This is a genomic window from Yersinia massiliensis CCUG 53443 (genome assembly GCF_000312485.1).
GTDB lineage: Bacteria > Pseudomonadota > Gammaproteobacteria > Enterobacterales > Enterobacteriaceae > Yersinia > Yersinia massiliensis.
On record NZ_HE997647.1, the window covers coordinates 17,664 to 36,198 of the forward strand.

Sequence of the window (18,535 nt, forward strand, 5' to 3'; positions counted from 1 at the left end):
CTGCATCTCCTCCTTAGTCAAAATTCATTTTGCTGGCTTTCAAATTCAGTATCGCGAGCGCGCCTACCAGTATGAAAATCAACGTTGCGATAGCCGCTGCCAGCCCGAAGTCCTGCCCACCGCCACCCTCAAAGGCGACACGATAGGTGTAGTTGACCAGCAAATCGGTATACCCCGCAGGGGTGCTGGTACCGATCATATCTGGGCCGCCTCGGGTTAATAATTGAATCAGCACGAAGTTATTAAAGTTAAAGGCAAAGCTGGCAATCATCAGCGGTGTTAACGGCTTAATCAGTAGCGGGAAAGTAATCCGGAAAAAGTTCTGGAATGGGCCCGCGCCATCCATTGCTGAGGCTTCATATAAATCATCAGGGATAGCTTTGAGTAACCCCATGCACAGAATCATCATGTAGGGATAACCGAGCCACGTATTCACAATCACAATCATGCTCTTGGCGGTGAGTGGATCGCTAAACCATTCAGGCTTAATGCCAAACAGTTGGTTAAGCATCAGGTTAATTTCCCCGAAACTTTGGTTAAATAACCCTTTGAAAATCAAAATAGAAATAAATGAAGGTACGGCATAGGGCAATATCAAGAGCACCCTATAGATGGCTTTACCTTTTAGGGCATCCCATTGCACCACGCAGGCCAGTATCATGCCAACGGCAACAGTGAGGACGACACTGATAACGGAAAACAGGATGGTCCAGATGAAAATAGAGATAAAGGGTTTCTGGATACCTTCATCGTGCAGTACTCGCAGGAAGTTTTTCCAGCCAATGGTGACAGTAAAGCCGGGGCTGAGTTTTTCATTTTCCCACTGCCCATCAGCGTTCACGGCTTGATAGAAACCGATATCCGTATTAGGCCGATAGACGACCCCTGTCTGTTTATTGATCAGCTCTTGGCCATCATCACCCAGTTTGTAAAGTGGGCTGGTTCCAGAGAATTGGCGCAGTGAACTCATGCGCAGTTCGCCCCCATCAGGCAAGGTAGCCACTAAGCTGCTTAATGCTTGGCGATTCTGGGTAATGATCCGTAGTGACGCGCGTTCGCCGGTTTGTTCAGCGCTAGCCGGGGTGACTTTTAATTTATGCTCACCGACAGTATCGAAGCGAAAAGGCTCGGAAATCAGGACGGTATTATCGTCTGGGTTGGTCAGTTGCAAGCGCCATTGGTCATCACTCGGATACAGGCCAAAGGCAAAGGTTTTACCGGTTTGGAACTGCCGATCCATCAAAACGGATTGGGCGCGCTCGAAGGTTAATTGGTTGGTGCTGCTATAGTTGGTAAACGCGATGGCGATGGTACAAATCAAGGGGAACAGGACAAACAGCCCCATCCCAGCCACGCCAGGATAAACATAACGCCATGCGTAAGCGCGGCGATTAGCGAAAACATAGAGTCCCAAACTCACCAGAATCAGCGTGACAATGGCAAAAAGATATTCACCTTGAGAATACATCAACACGATCAAATAGCAGGTGAAGAGACTTAATGCGCCGATAACCAGCCATTTAAGGGCATCACTTTGCCACCAGGCAACTCTCTTTTTACGGCTTTCATATTCGGTGTGGGATAACTGCATAATATTCCCTTTCTACTCTTCGTACTTGAAGTTGCTGCGGTGTTAGCGGTTAACACTACCGCAAACCGTGTTGGGGCATAGCGAACTATGCCCCTTTTGCAGGTGAAGCTGTTATTTGGTGATACGCGCCGCTGCGTCGTTCAGTGCAGCTTCCACGGTTTGACGCCCAGTAATGGCGTTCAAGACCGCACTACGGGTGGCATACCAGAAGGCGGCCATTTGCGGAATATTCGGCATGATTTCGCCTTTGGTGGCGTTGTCCATGGTGGCCGCAATACGGGGATCTTTCGCCAATTGTTCTTGGAATGACTTCAGTGCCACCGCGCCAAGAGGCTTGTCTTTGTTGACTTCAGCCAGACCTTGGTCAGTAATCAGGTAGTTTTCCAAGAATTCAGTGGCGAGTTCTTTATTCGGGCTGGCGGCATTAATCCCTGCCGTCAGAACACCGACGAACGGCTTAGAGGGTTGGCCATGGAAGGTTGGCAGTAAGGTCACACCATAATTAATTTTGCTCTTATCAATGTTGGACCATGCCCATGGGCCATTGATGGTCATCGCCGTTTCACCTTTATTAAAGGCTGCTTCTGCGATGGAGTAATCGGTATCCGCATTGATGTGCTTATTTTTCACCAGATCGACAATAAATTGCAGACCTGCTTTCGCACCGGCATTGTTCACGCCCACGTTTTTCACGTCGTAAACACCGTTTTCAGATTTGAAGGCGTAACCACCGTCGGCTGCAATAAGTGGCCAAGTGAAGTAGGGTTCTTGCAGGTTCCACATGATGGCGCTTTTGCCATTGGCACGCAGTGTTTTATCCAGCGCAGGGATCTCTTCCCATGTTTTAGGCGCTTCTTTGACCAGATCTTTATTGTAAATCAGTGACAGCGCTTCGACTGCCACAGGGTAACCAATCAACTTGCCATTAAAGCGAACGGCATCCCAAGTGAACGGGAACAGTTTTTCTTGGAAGGCTTTTGATGGCGTCAATTCAGCCAGTAAGCCAGACTGCGCGTAGCCGCCAAAACGGTCATGCGCCCAGAAGATGATATCTGGGCCATCACCTGTTGCGGCGACTTGCGGGAATTTCTCTTCTAATTTATCTGGGTGCTCGACGGTGACTTTGATGCCGGTGTCTTTCTCAAATTTCTTACCGACTTCTGCCAGACCGTTATAGCCTTTATCGCCATTGATCCAGATAACCAGTTTACCTTCTTCAATTTTGGCAAAAGCAGAGGAAGAGAGCACCAGCGTCGTTAACGCTGAAAGGGCCAAAACACGTGCGGTCTTACTTATGCCGGATTTTGTGAAGCTGCGAGTCATAATCCAATCCTTTTATCCAATTTTGTGGGTACTCACTTTTTGGTGAACCATTATTGGCAATTAAGTTTGCCTGCTGTTTTCAGGCCGCTGTTGCCTTGAATCACTCAGTGAGGAGGGTGTGGCAGCGTTGCAAAAATGTTGAGCTGCAAACAAGTTATTACACTGACTAATACATTACGCTGACATATTGAGTCACAACCGGATACAGCATCATCCTCCCCCCCTCTACGCCCCCCAGCGAGTAAATGTGAGCCAGTTAACATTGCTGCCTATTCTGTGGTGTTAGGCACAATAATGTAGGTCGAAATTTGCAAGAGAGATCACGTATTTGTATTTACAGTGGAACTTCTACCCCACCTATTCGTTCCCTCATCCTCCCATCTCCTCCCCCATGAAAAACTTTGTTACGGATGATTACCAAACAGTAGCACTGCCGCATTATCGGCAACATTGAAAAAACAGTCCCTCATTGAAAAGCAGCGCCAGCACAGCACAGTGGCCCACTTAATGAGGTTGTTTGGTTAGTTTTTACCCAGCCAGATCAAGACGTTGAAGCGTTAACTAACGTGCAGCCCTATACTCAGGCCGCGACGTCGTCCGGGGCAACCGGCTCAACGCTTGGCGGAACGACGCGTAGCAAGAGAGTCATCAGGGCTGGGAGTTATCGACGGGCTATGCCGGGATTTGCTTCCGCCATTTTTCTTCATTCAAGTTTTTTGAAAAGTTGTTTGCGTAAGCAAAGGAGTAACAGATGGCTAATGTAACGCTGAGCGGCGTTTATAAGGCCTTTGGTGAGGCTGTGATTTCCAGAGATATCAATTTGGAAATCGATGACGGTGAATTTGTGGTGTTTGTTGGCCCATCCGGATGTGGAAAGTCAACGCTGCTGCGGATGATTGCCGGTCTTGAGGACATTACCTCGGGTGAGCTGTTGATTGGTGGTAAGCGCATGAACGATGTACCGCCTTCTGAGCGCGGCATCGGCATGGTGTTTCAGTCCTATGCACTTTATCCCCATCTGTCTGTGGCCGAAAACATGTCGTTTGGCCTGAAATTGGCGGGCGCGAAGAAAGCCGAAATAAACCAACGGGTGAATCAGGTAGCAGAAGTGCTGCAACTGGCTCACCTGTTGGACCGTCGGCCAAAAGCGTTATCAGGCGGGCAGCGTCAGCGTGTGGCGATTGGTCGTACCTTGGTCGCGGAGCCCGATGTTTTCTTGCTCGATGAACCGTTATCTAACTTGGATGCCGCACTGCGAGTGCAGATGCGCATTGAGATATCGCGCCTCCATAAACGCCTGCAACGCACCATGATTTACGTCACCCATGATCAGGTCGAAGCCATGACATTGGCCGACAAAATTGTGGTACTCGATGCGGGCAATGTCGCGCAGGTAGGTAAGCCACTCGAGCTGTACCACTACCCAGCCAATCGCTTTGTCGCGGGCTTTATCGGCTCGCCAAAAATGAATTTTTTACCGGTTAAAGTGACCGCCGTTGAACCAAACCAAGTGCAAATAGAACTTCCCAATCCAAATGGCCAATTAGTGTGGCTACCGGTAGAGGGCACTCGGGTTCATGTCGGCGCAAATATGTCTTTGGGGATCCGCCCGGAACATTTGCTGCCAAGCAGCGCCTCTGAAGTCACGCTGGAAGGCGAGATTCAAGTGGTCGAGCAACTGGGTAACGAGACTCAAATTCATATCCAAATCCCGGCAATACGTCAGAACCTGGTTTACCGCCAGAACGACGTGGTGCTGGTAGAAGAAGGTGCAACATTCGCCATCGGTTTGCCTCCACAACGTTGTCATCTATTCCGTGAAGATGGCACTGCGTGTAAACGGCTTTACCAAGAGCTGGGTGTCTAGTGATAGCAGCGCCCTGCGACGGAAAATGTTAAGCACGCATGCCAAAAGGCAAATATAACAGGAGATTACTGATGACTACTCTGCGCAAGTTACCGATAGCACTGGCTGTTGCCGCTGGTGTCCTTTCCACTCAAGCGATGGCTGTTGATTTCCACGGGTACGCGCGTTCCGGTATCGGCTGGACAGCAAGTGGTGGCGAGCAACAATGTTTCAAAGCAACCGGTGCTCAAAGTAAATACCGTTTGGGTAACGAATGTGAGACGTATGCGGAAATTAAGTTAGGCCAAGAATTGTGGAAAGAAGGTGATAAGAGCTTCTACTTCGATACCAACGTCGCCTATTCCGTTTCACAACGTGATGACTGGGAATCCACATCACCGGCTTTCCGTGAAGCCAACGTGCAGGGTAAAAATCTGATCGAATGGTTGCCAGGGTCCACCATGTGGGCGGGTAAACGCTTCTATCAACGTCATGACGTCCATATGATTGACTTCTACTACTGGGACATTTCAGGTCCTGGTGCAGGTTTAGAGGCTATTGATCTGGGCTTCGGTAAGTTATCTGTGGCTGCTACCCGCAACTCAGAAGCGGGCGGTTCAAGTGCTTGGATCGACAATCAACGTAAAGATGCCGACCACACTGTCAACGACGTGTACGACATTCGCTTGGCCGGTTTAGAAACTAACCCAGGCGGTACACTTGAGTTTGGTGTCGATTATGGTCGCGCCAATACCCAAGACGATTATGCGTTAGCACCGGGCGCATCGAAAGATGGCGTGATGCTGACCACTGAACACACCCAAAGCATGATGGGTGGCTTTAACAAATTTGTTATCCAATATGCCACTGACTCAATGACCTCCTATAACAGCGGTCACTCTCAAGGGGCATCCATCAATAATAACGGCCATATGCTGCGTGTTATCGACCACGGTGCCATCAATCTGGCCGAGAAGTGGGACATGATGTACGTCGCGTTATACCAAGATACTGATTGGGATAACAACAACGGTACTACCTGGTACAGCGTGGGTGTACGCCCAATGTACAAATGGACCCCTATCATGAGTACCTTGCTGGAAGCGGGCTATGACAATGTGAAGTCACAACATACTGGCGAGCGTAACGGCCAGTACAAACTGACTCTGGCACAACAATGGCAGGCAGGCGACAGCATTTGGTCACGTCCGGCAATCCGTATCTTCGCAACTTATGCCAACTGGGATGAGAAGTGGGGCTACAACAATGTGTCTGGCAGCGCGGATAATGGTTTAGCGCAAAACGGTACAATCGGTACTGATAGCCGTGGTAAGAACAACGAAGTCACCTTCGGTGCACAATTCGAAGCTTGGTGGTAACAGTCGTGTTGCAGCCGTCCTTAGGGGCGGCTGTCCTGTTTTGATGAGGTGGGTTACGGCCCGTTTCCAATAATATAAAGCGAGACACCCGCCATCATTCAAGTGGTCGCCAAGGTGCAGGCAACTTGAAGTTTGACGGGAATCATTGGTTAACTCTGCCGACCTTGCCTGTGCACAGTTAGCGCTGACGCTCAATGTATAAGGTATAACAATGAAAAAGAATCTGCTGACACTCTGTTTGGCATTGGCTCTAGGGGTCACCGCACCTCTGGCAGTGCAGGCCGAATCAACGATATCTCCGGCGAATGTCTCTATCGCGCCGACAATCAGTACTGCCACGCTACAGCAGTTACCGTGGCAACCCTTAGTGCCACCCGTAACGCAAGACGTCAAACTCACGTCTGTTAGCCCACAAATCTCGCAAGGGAACATTGAAGGTGCGGTTGCCGCCTTTGCATTGCCCGCAGATCGTGGCTCGATGGAAATCACGCTCAGCAGTTTAGTGACAGATAACCAATTGTACTCGCCAAGCGTCTTGGTGCTCGATGAACAAATGCGCCCAGCAGCTTATTATCCTGCCAGCTATTTCACCTACGAAAAAGCCGGCATCATGACCAGCGACCGTCTGCAAGGGGTGATGAAACTGACACCTGCGTTGGGCCAGAAACAGATTTATCTGTTGGTCTATACCACGCGTGAAGATTTGGCTAAAACCACTAAGTTGCTCGATCCGGCTAAGGCTTATGCCATGGGCGTGGGTAACGCAGTACCGGATATCCCTGATCCGATTGCCAAGCATACGCCTACAGGCAACCTGAAAATCAAGGCCACTGCCGAGCAAGGCATGGGTAACGTGATGATAGGCTTAATTCAGTCAGCACCGGCTTCACCTCCTGTCGTGGTAGGCAGCACACAAACTGCGGCGGTTGCAGCACCAGCACCTGCGCCTGTGAAACCGGCAGAACCGATGCTGAGCGAGACTGAAAACTACTTCAACCAAGCGATTAAAGACGCGGTGAAATCCGGTGATGTCGATAAGGCGCTGAAATTGTTGAACGAGGCGGAACATTTGGGCTCAACTTCAGCCCGAAAAACCTTTATTGGCAGTGTAAAAGGCAAGGGTTAATCCCGGCACTGCCGAATATGGCTAGATGATTGGTGCGCTTTGGCGCACCTTTTTTTATGGGGCGGTATGTGCAGCGACTGCGCCTTATCTTGTTTTATGCAATATCTTCTTTACCTGATGAACTCTCTAGAACATCGATACTGCACATCCGTCTGCTGAATTTATCGGCGTTAATTGGTTGTTGTGGTTATGATAATCAGATGCCGCCCTTGGCTCATTCTGCGCTACAATAGCGCTCTCTTTCGTCATTGTTAAATCCCCTGCAGGGAGCAAGTCGCATGTCTACCGGCGATGCATCAATTTTAAAGCCTATCGAATGGTGTGCCATTGAACAGCCCGATATTCCCGCCAATATTGCTGATTGGTTGATGGAATTAGGCTCAATGACTCGGCGCTTTGAGCAGCATTGCCAGCGAGTCCATGTCGAACCACAACGTGAATGCTTCGTGACACGTAACGAATTAGGTGAAGATGCGGCACATTTACCGGTAAGCGAACGCTATTGGCTGCGGGAAATCATCTTATGTGGTGATAATGAACCTTGGCTACTGGGGCGCACGGTTATTCCCGAAGAAACCTTGTCAGGCCCAGATCGTGCGCTGGTGGATTTAGGGACGATACCGCTGGGGCGCTATTTATTTGGTGGCGATAATTTAACGCGGGATTATATTCAGGTAGGGCGGCAGAATGCGCTATGGGCGCGCCGCTCATTGCTACGCCTATCAGGCAAACCCTTGTTACTGACAGAAGTTTTTTTACCGGCCTCGCCGCTTTATTCGGTTTTTGCAGGTTGAGTTGGCTGTGAGATTTAGGAGATGGATAAATTGAAGGGAAGTATTGACCAAAGCAAATGGCGGGCTTATTGCCGTTTGATGCGCATCGATAAGCCGATTGGTTCCTTATTATTGTTGTGGCCGACATTTTGGGCGCTATGGTTGGCGGGGCAAGGCATTCCTGAGGTTCAGATACTGATTGTTTTTGTCTTAGGGGTCTTCTTCATGCGCGCGGCAGGCTGCGTCGTCAATGATTATGCTGACAGGAATATTGATGGCTATGTGAAACGCACCGCCTCTCGGCCGCTGCCCAGCGGTGCCATTAGTGAAAAAGAGAGCAAAATCCTGTTCGTCACCTTGGTACTGCTTTCGTTTGGCTTAGTCTTAACCTTGAATCGCATGACCATCGGGTTATCACTGGCGGCACTGGCGCTGGCTTGGGTGTACCCGTTTATGAAAAGGGTTACCCACCTACCTCAGGTGGTTTTGGGCGCCGCTTTTGGTTGGTCAATCCCGATGGGATTCGCGGCAGTCAGTGAAAGTTTGCCCTTGGTTTGTTGGCTACTATTCTTGGCCAATATCTGCTGGACAGTCGCTTACGATACGCAATATGCGATGGTTGATCGTGATGATGACCTCAAAATTGGGGTTAAATCTACCGCTATTCTCTTTGGTCAACATGACAAACTGATCATTGGATTGTTGCAATTAGCGACGTTGGTACTGATGGTCGCGGTCGGCTGGCTGATGAATCTGGGCGGGGCATTTTATTGGTCATTACTGCTCGCAGGGGCGCTGTTCGTTCATCAGCAGAAGTTGATTGCTCAACGTGAGCGTGATGCCTGCTTCCGAGCATTTCTAAACAATAACTATGTGGGATTGGTATTGTTTTTAGGCATTCTAGTGAGCTACTTATAAAAAATGGCCAGAGGGTCAGTCTGGCCACTTTTATTGTTTACTAATCGATACTGTTTGCTAACCGATACTGTTTGCTAACCGATACTGTTTGCTAACCGATACTGTTTACTAATCGATTAATTTTCCGATTTATCTTCTTCTTCATCATCAGGTTCTGGCAACTGTTCGCTGGTTTCCGCTGGCATACTGACACTCTCAATCGTCAGCTTCACTTCCGGCGTCATCAAGGCACTCAACATATTATAAACTTCCAATGTCTGTGCCTGAACAGCATCACCGGTATCACTGATATAACCTTCTTCACGCAGTGTGCCCACCAACGTTGAGAAGACCGCTTTATCAAAGAATTCCGGTGCGTTAATGCCATGCAGAACCGACAAACGTTGCGCCATGATACGGCTCTCTTTCTCCAGAGCCCCACGATTGATGCTTGGGTTTGCACTGAGTAACGACAGCGTAATCGCGTAACGTTGCAGTGTTTCTCGGACACCTGCCGCCAATAATTGCAGTGGACGAATACGGGCTGGATTCAGCACCAATTCATTCCCTTTGTCGCAAATAAGCTGCTGACGCGCCAGTTCATCAATTAAGGTATCCAGCGTATGCGGTAACTGCTCTTTGCTGTAATGCAGGAACAATTCGGCTTTTAGCATCGGATAAATCATGCCAATCTGACGCAGCAACTCAGCGCGAGTAATGCGGCGGTGGTACATCACCATGCTGGCAATCAGCGACGGTAACATCAGCAAGTGCTGGATATTGTTGCGGTAATAAGTCATCAGCACGGCTTGTTCCCGTGGCAGGATGATGATGTCACCGATATTGTCTTTCTCCACCTCGAACTTATTCATATTCAAGGCGTGATTCAGTAACTCTTCCGGTGTTTTATCCGGAACAGTGACGTCTTTCGCGTAAGGCACGTTGCGCATCAGTTGCAAGTAGCAATCGAGTTGCTCAAGTAACTGCTCGCGAGTCAGTGAGCGCTGGCGTGAGGCCAATAATGCGGTCGAACAGAGGTTCATGGCGTTTGCCGCTGCCGCATTGTTGATTCTAACCATGATCTTGCCAGCCAAATCATTCACTGCCGGTGTCAGCCATGTTGGGCGCTGTGCTTCAATCGGATCAATAGCATCCCGCCATTGCGGCACATTAGTGTTCAGATAGGTGGTCAGCGGAATAGGTTCACCAAAGTTAACATAGCCCTGACCGAGATTACGTAACTTGCGCAAGCCACGTAGCATTTGCAGCAAGTTCTCTTTCTCTTTGGTCGCACCACGTAATTCTTTAGCGTAAGTACCCACTTCCATGACATGCTCGTAGCCAATATAAATTGGCACCAAGGTAATGGGGCGTGACCCGCCACGAAGCATGGCCTGAATGGTCATCGACAGCGTGCCGGTTTTAGGCTCTAACAAACGCCCCGTGCGTGAACGGCCGCCTTCAACAAAGTATTCTACTGAATAGCCACGCGTAAACAGCTCACCCAGATATTCACGGAATACCGTTGAATAGAGTTTATTGCCCTTAAAAGTACGGCGGATAAAGAACGCACCCAAACGGCGGAAAATCGGGCCAGCAGGCCAGAAGTTAAGGTTTATACCGGCTGCAATATGAGGCGGTACTAGCCCTTGATGATAGAGCACGTAGGAGAGCAGCAAATAATCCATATGGCTGCGATGGCAAGGCACATAAACAATCTCATGACCATCTTGTGCCAACTGCCGTACTCGCTCAGCGTTATGGACGTTGATGCCTTGATACAGGCGGTTCCATGTCCAGCTCAATACCCTGTCAGATAGACGTACGGCTTCATAAGAGAAGTTTGCCGCAATCTCTTCCATCAACGTAATGGCGTTTTGCTGTGCTTTCTCGTGGGAGATTTTTTTGGTCCGCGCTTCATCGGCAACGGCTTTTTCAATCGCTTTAGAGGCCAGCAGCTTATTGAACAGGTCCTGACGGGCTGGCAAACTTGGGCCGACTGCCGCCAAACGCTGACGAGAGAAGTGCATCCGCGCTACGCGAGCCAGTTTATGAGCGATGGTTTTATCTGTGCCATGCTCACTGGCCATCCGGCGCAGTGACACTGTGGTTGAGAACCGGACAAAACTATCGCGGCCTAGCCACAAGACAGCAAAGAACTTCTCAACGCCGTTCAATACCCGCAGATGAGGTGTGCCGTGCCCTTCGCGCCCAGGTGAGCGACCAAACATCACGGAAACCGGCAGCATCTGAATATCTAATTCCGGATTATTACGATGTAAATCCAAATAATCGTGGAACAGCTTGACTGACTCTTGTTTTGGCGCGTAATAGCGAAAGACCCTTGGGCCATTATCGATAAAGACATGGCTTGGGAGTTGTACGCCATCAATTTCCAATGGAATCAAAGGATCAGGCAGATCTTGTGCCTGACACTGCGCTCGCAAAGTCAGTAAATCAGCCTTGGAATTATAAGGTAAAACGTACAGAATTGGACGAGACGGGTCTAACCCTAACTCAGTCACAGGATCTGCCGGAATAACCTTGCTTTTTACCAACAATTTAAGTGGTAAATTCAATAACTTATAATATATTTTACGCCAACCTGACATGACAACGTGAAGCCTCTTGTTAGCAATTCATCGCAAGGATACCAGAAACTGGTTTTTAGATCTGTGGTGATGAGACAATAGAAAACGGTAAAAATCATCATCTCCTTAAGATAAAGGCAATAAAACATGGCGAATCAGTTAACGGGGCTAACCCGAATCTACAAAGCGGCGGGTTATTCTGCGAAAGGCTTAATCGCAACTTGGCACAATGAAGCGGCTTTTCGCCAAGAGGCTGTCGTTGCGCTTGTGGCTATCATACTGGCGTTCTGGCTAGATTTAGATGCTGTAGCCCGCATTTTATTGATTGGTAGCGTTGTTCTAGTGATTATTATTGAAGTTATCAATAGTGCAATTGAAGCGGTAGTCGACCGCATTGGCAGTGAGTTCCACGAGCTATCTGGTCGGGCTAAAGATATGGGGTCTGCCGCTGTATTTTTGGCTGTCTTGTTGGCTGTTTTTGTCTGGATATCTGTACTTTGGCACTATTTTGGCTGATGTCATCGTGCATAAAGCGACGGTGAGTTCACAACAGGACACAATTAAGCTGTGATTAATCCCTGTTTTTATTCACTCTTTGGTTCCCAATATCCACTCACCTGTATATACTCACAGCAAAACTGTATAAACAAACAGGGGGCGGAATGAAAGCACTTACGACCAGACAGCAAGAGGTTTATGACCTAGTGCGCGATCACTTGGCGCAAACTGGTATGCCACCGACCCGGGCCGAAATTGCGCAGCGTCTGGGGTTTCGCTCTCCTAACGCTGCTGAAGAGCATTTAAAAGCATTGGCCCGTAAAGGCGTGATTGAGATTGTCTCTGGCGCTTCGCGCGGCATTCGTTTGCTGATGGAAGAAGAAGAGGGCCTGCCACTGATTGGGCGGGTTGCTGCAGGTGAACCACTGCTGGCGCAGCAACACATCGAAGGGCACTATAAAGTTGATCCTTCCATGTTTAAGCCGAGCGCAGATTTTTTGCTGCGGGTTAATGGGATGTCGATGAGAGATATCGGTATTCTGGATGGCGACTTACTCGCAGTACATAAAACGCAGGATGTGCGGAACGGGCAAGTGGTTGTGGCACGCATCGATGATGAAGTGACAGTCAAACGCCTTAAAAAGCAGGGCAGCATCGTACAGCTTCTGCCAGAAAACAGCGAGTTTGAGCCGATCGTCGTTGATCTGCGCGAACAAAGCTTCACCATTGAGGGATTGGCCGTTGGCGTCATCCGTAATGGGGACTGGATCTGATTTAATTGCCCGCAATATACCCTTCCTATCAGAAGGGTATATTATCCATTTCCCTACAATCTTTCTTATCATATTTAAATTGAGAGCATTCCGACAATACATTATTACCTGCTGTTTTAACTGAATATTATCAGTCATTATTTTTACTTTCCTGATCTAAATCCAGTCATTAATATCAATCAGCCTTTAATTATCAGTCTCCTCTGCTATAGTTATTCCTACGATAAATATTTCTACTGATGCTTAAATAAATTAATAACTACAAATTATTAGTTTATATAGATGGCGTTAGATGCTTAGTAATAATGGAAAATATTTATCGTATCAAATTAAGTAAACTGACTAATCCAAAGATTACGGAGATATCATGAACAAAGATCAAGCTGACGGTAACTGGAAGCAGTTTAAGGGTAAAGTGAAAGAGAAATGGGGCAAGCTGACTGACGATGATCTGACGGTTATTGAAGGTAAGCGCGACCAACTGGTCGGTAAAATCCAGGAAAAATACGGCTACCAGAAAGAGCAGGCTGAGAAAGAAGTGAAGGCCTGGGAAGATCATAGCAAATATCGCTGGTAGTCACGTCACTAAATGGAATTAATCTGATACCGATACAAACAATTCGAATTCCTGCATGATAGAATAATCACTATTAATTAAATAAACCTCATATCGGTTGTTTAACTGTCTTTATTATTCAATCATCTTTGATGAGGCATGTTAATAATAGATTCTATATCAGGATTTTCATTAGCGTTATTTTTTTGTATCGACGCGACACAAGGACGTGTCTCATATTTTCTGATCATCGCTAATATTAAAATTTATGCTGCCGTGATATCGACGACAGCTCAAACGAGATTCTTGGGCGTTATTCTCTTTGCCTCAATCACTTCTTTTTAGCCACAATCGAGTGGTCATGATCGCAATGATCATGGCTTTCACATGCTTCAATCACTCCGCATTCAGCACATAAACCATGCGCTTCAACCACGCTATGACGAAGTGCAAAACCAGACTGTTTTGCTAATTGTGCCAATGCTTCTTCGATACCCACCGTAGTACGTTCAGTCACTATTTTGCATCTATCGCAGATAAAGAGCGCTGAGGTGTGGGTCGGTTCTTCAAAATGATGGCATAACACATAACTGTTCGCAGACTCCACACGGTGGATAAATCCTTGTTCCAGCAAGAAATCTAACGCGCGATAAACAGTCGGTGGTTTAGCCTGAGGTTCAGAGATACGCAGTAAATCCAATAAATCGTAGGCACTGATTGCGCCAGGCTGTTGTGCCATTAGACGCAAAACTTCAAGACGTTGCGGTGTCAGCCGGACGTTACGTTGTTGGCACAAACTTTCAGCTTGAGCCAGCAGTTTTTCCTGATTGATAGGGTTCATCATATACATCCCGCAGCAGTCGAATTGAAGGAATTTTACCATATTTACAGCTAATCACCGATAGATGAAAAGGCTCAGGGTTGGCGGGCATCGCAATTTTGTCTTTTTAATCTCAATACTGGCCTGATATCAAGTTTTTCGTTTGACTAACCTACTTAACCATCATGGCGAGATTTTACGGTGTGAGCGCTAAATTAAAGCGAACAAACCGAGCTTAATGGCTCGATTTGTTCACCTTTAGTTAGGATTAGAAACTATATTTAACGCCTAACATTACCGACGTATCGCTGTAATTATTATTACCGATTTGCTGGCCAACATTACTCCATAGATTAACGTTTTTATTTACCTTTCCTTCTACGCCTAGCTTCAGTTCCGCAATATTTGCTGCCCCTTCTTGCTTAACAGTTGCCGTGTCCAGTCTTGTTCCGAAGTCTTTCGTATTATGAATCCAGCTAGCTTCAACGAAAGGTTGGATGGCGTGTTCTTTATTCTGGTCACTGTATCGGTTCATAAATGCTTTAGCTCCTAAGCGGGTTTGGATATTCCCCTCACCTTCGCTAGAAATACGGGTGCCATTGGCTTCTTTGTGGTCATCAGCTTTTACCCCCATCCAAGTCACCTGTGCCTTCGGCTGGATGAAGTAACGCGTATTTTTCGCTGCATTTTCGCCAACATTGAAGGTATAACCACTTTCAATTGAAGCGGTAACGCCCTTAGATTTATACTCTTCGGCCGCTAGGTCTTGGCCATTCACCGTATTATTAAACCAACTGTATTGTGCCCAGCTGTCCACATACAGACCGGTTTTATCGGTATCATTGGCAAACCAAGTTCCGTATAAGCCTGTGCTGTAACCGTCGATGGAACCTTTTGCGCTATAGCCAGTAATACGTGAGTCTGTAGTACTACTGCTATTGCCATAACCGGCCATGATGCCTAGATGGAAACGATCTTTCTCGTTATTGCTCCACTGCGCAATATCACCACCAATTTGAAGCACATAACGATTCATTCGGGTGTCGAGTTGGCCGTTAGAATCACGGGAACGATTATGCCCACCTTCGTTGCGCATCCACATACTGGTGACTTTTTGCTCGCCAGTGAATGCATCAATGTAGTGATTTTCCCCTAACCGATCATGCAGGCGAGTAGAAAACATATTGTTGGCCGCGGCTAAGTTAGCACTATAGGCTCCCGCTTCTGGGCGTTCAATTCTTGGTCCAGGAGCGGTACCCTCATCCGGCGTTTCAGGCGTTAAGCCGCCACCACCACCAGGACCTGGATTGACTGAAGCTAGTGTGCTGTTTAGATACCAATTATTGGCATTGGCATCCAGACCACGGTTTAAATAATAGTCATAGGCGCCAGCAACAATGCGGCCGCTTTGAATAAATTCACCATCAGATGAGCCTGCAACACTGATTAACTCAATACCATTGAGCGTTTGCGCTCCGCTTCCACCCAGATTGTTAACCTGAACATAAGTTGTTCCTGATGTATTACCCTGAACATTGAGTTTGTCTGTCACTGAAACATCAGCAGCTAATATACTATTCATATTCAGCAATCCATTGTTGCCGATATAATCTCCGATGATGTTCAAGGTATTTCCACCACTACCGCCAAAATTAACAATTCCTGCATGGTTGAGTGACTTTAGTGTTTGGCTGTAACCATTCAAATCCAGAGAACCCGCAGATTGAGTGATGAAATCTGAGAGGCTGCTGAAAATATTATTCGCAGTGGCTCTAATGGCACCACCATTGACAGAGGTTGTCCCGCTGTAATTGCTTGTATCAGACAAAATCAGAGTCCCAGCGCCGTCTTTATTTAGGGTCGTGGTACTGTCTGCTGTTAGGTTATTTAAGGTAAGATTTATGCCAGCATCGGTATTGATCGTACCTGTCAATCCAGATGCAATATTAAGGTTAACATTCTCAGTATCGGCAACAGCCCACAAAGTATTATTTGCTCCACTGAGCATATCAAAAGCATGGTCTGTACCCAATATACCGGATGTTAATCTAACAGTGCCTCCGTTCATCTTAAGATGAGCATTAAAAGTGCCACCTCCTGACGCTATTGTCATAAAGCCATTATCCGAGAGTGTTAAGTCGGCGTTATTGTTAACGTGACCCACAAGTGTTCCACCACTCAGACTGGTAGCATCTCCGGCAAAAGTTAATAAGTTATTAGCACCACTGATATTACCAATTCTCCCGCCAGATATATTAAGGATATTACTATTACCAAACATGCCAGCAATGAAGCCATTGGACATATTATTTATTTGAGCATTGCCATCCATAACGCTAATGGTTCCACCCAATAAATTACCGATTTGAGCATTATTACTCATCATGAAAATCGAACCACCAGACATGTTAGCAACGGTATGAGATACATTAAAGTTGCTGAAATCATCTCCTTCTACAATATTGGTGATTGTTGAGTCTACATCAATTGCATTCGCAGAAGACGCCGATAGTATGCCGAAGAGTGCTACTGCTATCGGCGTAAAGGAAGGTGTTTTCATAAATAATACCCACATTAGTTAATATTAGTTTCGATATTAATCCGTACTAATTTGTTTTAAATAGGACGGGAAACTAAAATTTGTGGGAATTTTCCGACATTCATTTCTTTATTGAAAATGATGTTCTTTCAGTGTTAATTAAGTTAATTCATTAGCGTTGATTAAAGTTAATTGTATGGGATTATAGATAAATATGTGGTCACTGATGTGGTTTTAAATAAATTTGGTTGACTGTATTATTTAAATGTTTTTATTTTGTGAGTATCTAAAGAAGATTTATTGAAATTCTACTGGATAATTGGAATTAATGGAATATACATTATTTATTCTTTTGAAATATTTTTGGATATTTTCTTTTTATTGAAAGAGATAGAGTCGAGAGAAAATACTCTAGTTATTCAAAACTTTAAATTTACTAATGTGACATACCCTTTAGTCATCGGCGCGAAGGTTTTTTTCTGTGTTATAGTAGGCGATGCTTTTACCTTATCACTATTCCAGTGGCCTCTAATTGAGGTGTGCTGAGAAGAAATAACACGACAAAATGACCCAGAATGCACGAAAATAACACACTGATAAATTCAGCTATAACAAGCGATCATACTGATTTAAAAGGCAGTTTTCCGCTACAGCGTTTTTCCGTCGCGCCGATGCTCGATTGGACTGACCGCCATTGCCGCTATTTCCATCGCTTACTCACTAAGCAGACATTGCTCTATACCGAAATGGTCACCACCGGTGCCATTATTCATGGTAAAGGCGATTATCTGGCTTACAGCGAACAGGACCATCCTGTTGCGCTACAACTGGGGGGCAGTGACCCACAGGCTTTAGCATTGTGCGCCAAACAGGCTGAGCTTCGCGGGTATAACGAAATCAATTTGAATGTAGGCTGCCCTTCCGATCGCGTACAAAATGGTCGCTTTGGTGCTTGCTTAATGGCAGAAGCGAGTCTGGTGGCTGACTGCATTAAAGCTATGCGTGATGTGGTGTCTATTCCCGTTACTGTGAAAACCCGTATTGGGATTGACGACTTGGATAGCTACGCATTTTTGTGTGAGTTTGTGCAAACTGTTGCTGAGCAGGGCGGGTGCGATATCTTCACCATACATGCTCGAAAAGCTTGGTTATCAGGGCTGAGTCCGAAAGAAAACCGTGAAATACCGCCGTTGGATTACGAGCGTGTTTATCAGCTCAAACGTGATTTCCCCGCACTGACCATCGCCATTAATGGTGGGGTGAAAACATTGGCTGAAGCCAAAGAACACCTGAAATACCTTGATGGTGTGATGATGGGGCGTGAGGCTTATCAAAACCCCAGTATTCTAACGCAAGTAGATCGTGAGCTGTTTGATCCTAATGCTGAGGTGGTCGATAGCGTAAAAGCTATTGAGGCGCTCTATCCTTACATCGAGCAGGAACTGTCTCGAGGTGCCTATCTTGGCCACATCACCCGCCATATTTTAGGTATTTTCCAAGGCGTACCCGGTGCACGTCAGTGGCGTCGCCATCTCAGTGAGAATGCGCATAAGCCCGGTGCGGATGTCTCCGTCGTCGAGCAGGCGTTGGCCCTAGTCACTCGCCCGCAGTCTAATTCACTATCCGCAGTCTAATTCACTACAAATTAGTTAATTTGACCAAGCCTATTCGTTTGTTCGGATAGGCTGCACCTAAATCATTACTATTAAATTCAATGCCTTAAATTGAAGCATTAGATTGGCACGTTTCTTGTAATACTCAAGATAAAACCCCCGTTTGTGTCGTGATATTCGCCGCACGGCGCAAGGGAAATAAACAATGAG

General features: G+C 46.9%; 14 protein-coding genes. 9 read left to right on the top strand and 5 right to left on the bottom strand.

Going from position 1 to position 18,535, the window contains the following annotated elements; all coding sequences use genetic code 11:
* Positions 1-13 precede the first annotated feature (13 nt).
* Both malF and malE read right to left on the bottom strand, forming a co-directional pair.
* Entirely contained in the window at positions 14-1,591 is a 1,578-nt protein-coding gene (gene malF, locus BN68_RS16660) for a maltose ABC transporter permease MalF (RefSeq protein ID WP_019212306.1), read from the bottom strand.
* Between the two features lie 111 nt (positions 1,592-1,702).
* Positions 1,703-2,914: a maltose/maltodextrin ABC transporter substrate-binding protein MalE gene (gene malE / locus BN68_RS16665; RefSeq protein ID WP_019212307.1), complete on the bottom strand. Its 1,212-nt coding sequence runs from the start codon at positions 2,912-2,914 to the stop codon at positions 1,703-1,705.
* A gap of 751 nt (positions 2,915-3,665) precedes the next feature.
* Here malE and malK point away from each other — a divergent pair.
* From malK to ubiA, 5 genes are all read left to right on the top strand, one after another.
* A complete protein-coding gene (gene malK / locus BN68_RS16670) occupies positions 3,666-4,781 on the top strand; it encodes a maltose/maltodextrin ABC transporter ATP-binding protein MalK (protein WP_019212308.1) in 1,116 nt (371 codons plus the stop codon).
* A 71-nt stretch (positions 4,782-4,852) separates the two neighbouring features.
* Positions 4,853-6,139, top strand: coding sequence for a maltoporin (locus tag BN68_RS16675; protein ID WP_019212309.1), 1,287 nt, complete (start codon positions 4,853-4,855; stop codon positions 6,137-6,139).
* 211 nt (positions 6,140-6,350) lie between these two features.
* Entirely contained in the window at positions 6,351-7,265 is a 915-nt protein-coding gene (malM, locus tag BN68_RS16680) for a maltose operon protein MalM (protein WP_019212310.1), read from the top strand.
* 278 nt (positions 7,266-7,543) lie between these two features.
* A complete protein-coding gene (gene ubiC / locus BN68_RS16685) occupies positions 7,544-8,059 on the top strand; it encodes a chorismate lyase (protein ID WP_019212311.1) in 516 nt (171 codons plus the stop codon).
* A gap of 30 nt (positions 8,060-8,089) precedes the next feature.
* Positions 8,090-8,956, top strand: coding sequence for a 4-hydroxybenzoate octaprenyltransferase (ubiA, locus tag BN68_RS16690; protein WP_042806935.1), 867 nt, complete (start codon positions 8,090-8,092; stop codon positions 8,954-8,956).
* A 116-nt stretch (positions 8,957-9,072) separates the two neighbouring features.
* On the opposite strand, the gene plsB is transcribed toward ubiA, so the two are convergent.
* Entirely contained in the window at positions 9,073-11,547 is a 2,475-nt protein-coding gene (gene plsB, locus BN68_RS16695) for a glycerol-3-phosphate 1-O-acyltransferase PlsB (protein ID WP_019212313.1), read from the bottom strand.
* Between the two features lie 126 nt (positions 11,548-11,673).
* Between plsB and BN68_RS16700 the strand changes: the two genes are divergently transcribed.
* The 3 genes from BN68_RS16700 (at position 11,674) to BN68_RS16710 (ending at position 13,374) form a co-directional block, all read left to right on the top strand.
* On the top strand, positions 11,674-12,042 hold the full coding sequence (locus BN68_RS16700; RefSeq protein ID WP_019212314.1) for a diacylglycerol kinase: 369 nt from the start codon (positions 11,674-11,676) through the stop codon (positions 12,040-12,042).
* 146 nt (positions 12,043-12,188) lie between these two features.
* Entirely contained in the window at positions 12,189-12,797 is a 609-nt protein-coding gene (gene lexA / locus BN68_RS16705) for a transcriptional repressor LexA (RefSeq protein ID WP_019212315.1), read from the top strand.
* 367 nt (positions 12,798-13,164) lie between these two features.
* Positions 13,165-13,374, top strand: a complete 210-nt coding sequence (locus BN68_RS16710) for a CsbD family protein (RefSeq protein WP_004391853.1) — start codon at positions 13,165-13,167, stop codon at positions 13,372-13,374.
* Between the two features lie 310 nt (positions 13,375-13,684).
* Here the strand turns inward: BN68_RS16710 and zur are convergent, their stop codons facing one another.
* Both zur and BN68_RS16720 read right to left on the bottom strand, forming a co-directional pair.
* Positions 13,685-14,194 (bottom strand): zinc uptake transcriptional repressor Zur, encoded by a 510-nt coding sequence (gene zur / locus BN68_RS16715; RefSeq protein ID WP_042806915.1) that lies wholly within the window; start codon positions 14,192-14,194, stop codon positions 13,685-13,687.
* A gap of 247 nt (positions 14,195-14,441) precedes the next feature.
* Positions 14,442-16,733: an autotransporter outer membrane beta-barrel domain-containing protein gene (locus BN68_RS16720; protein ID WP_019212317.1), complete on the bottom strand. Its 2,292-nt coding sequence runs from the start codon at positions 16,731-16,733 to the stop codon at positions 14,442-14,444.
* A gap of 554 nt (positions 16,734-17,287) precedes the next feature.
* Here BN68_RS16720 and dusA point away from each other — a divergent pair.
* A complete protein-coding gene (gene dusA, locus BN68_RS16730; protein WP_019212319.1) occupies positions 17,288-18,346 on the top strand; it encodes a tRNA dihydrouridine(20/20a) synthase DusA in 1,059 nt (352 codons plus the stop codon).
* Positions 18,347-18,535 lie beyond the last annotated feature (189 nt).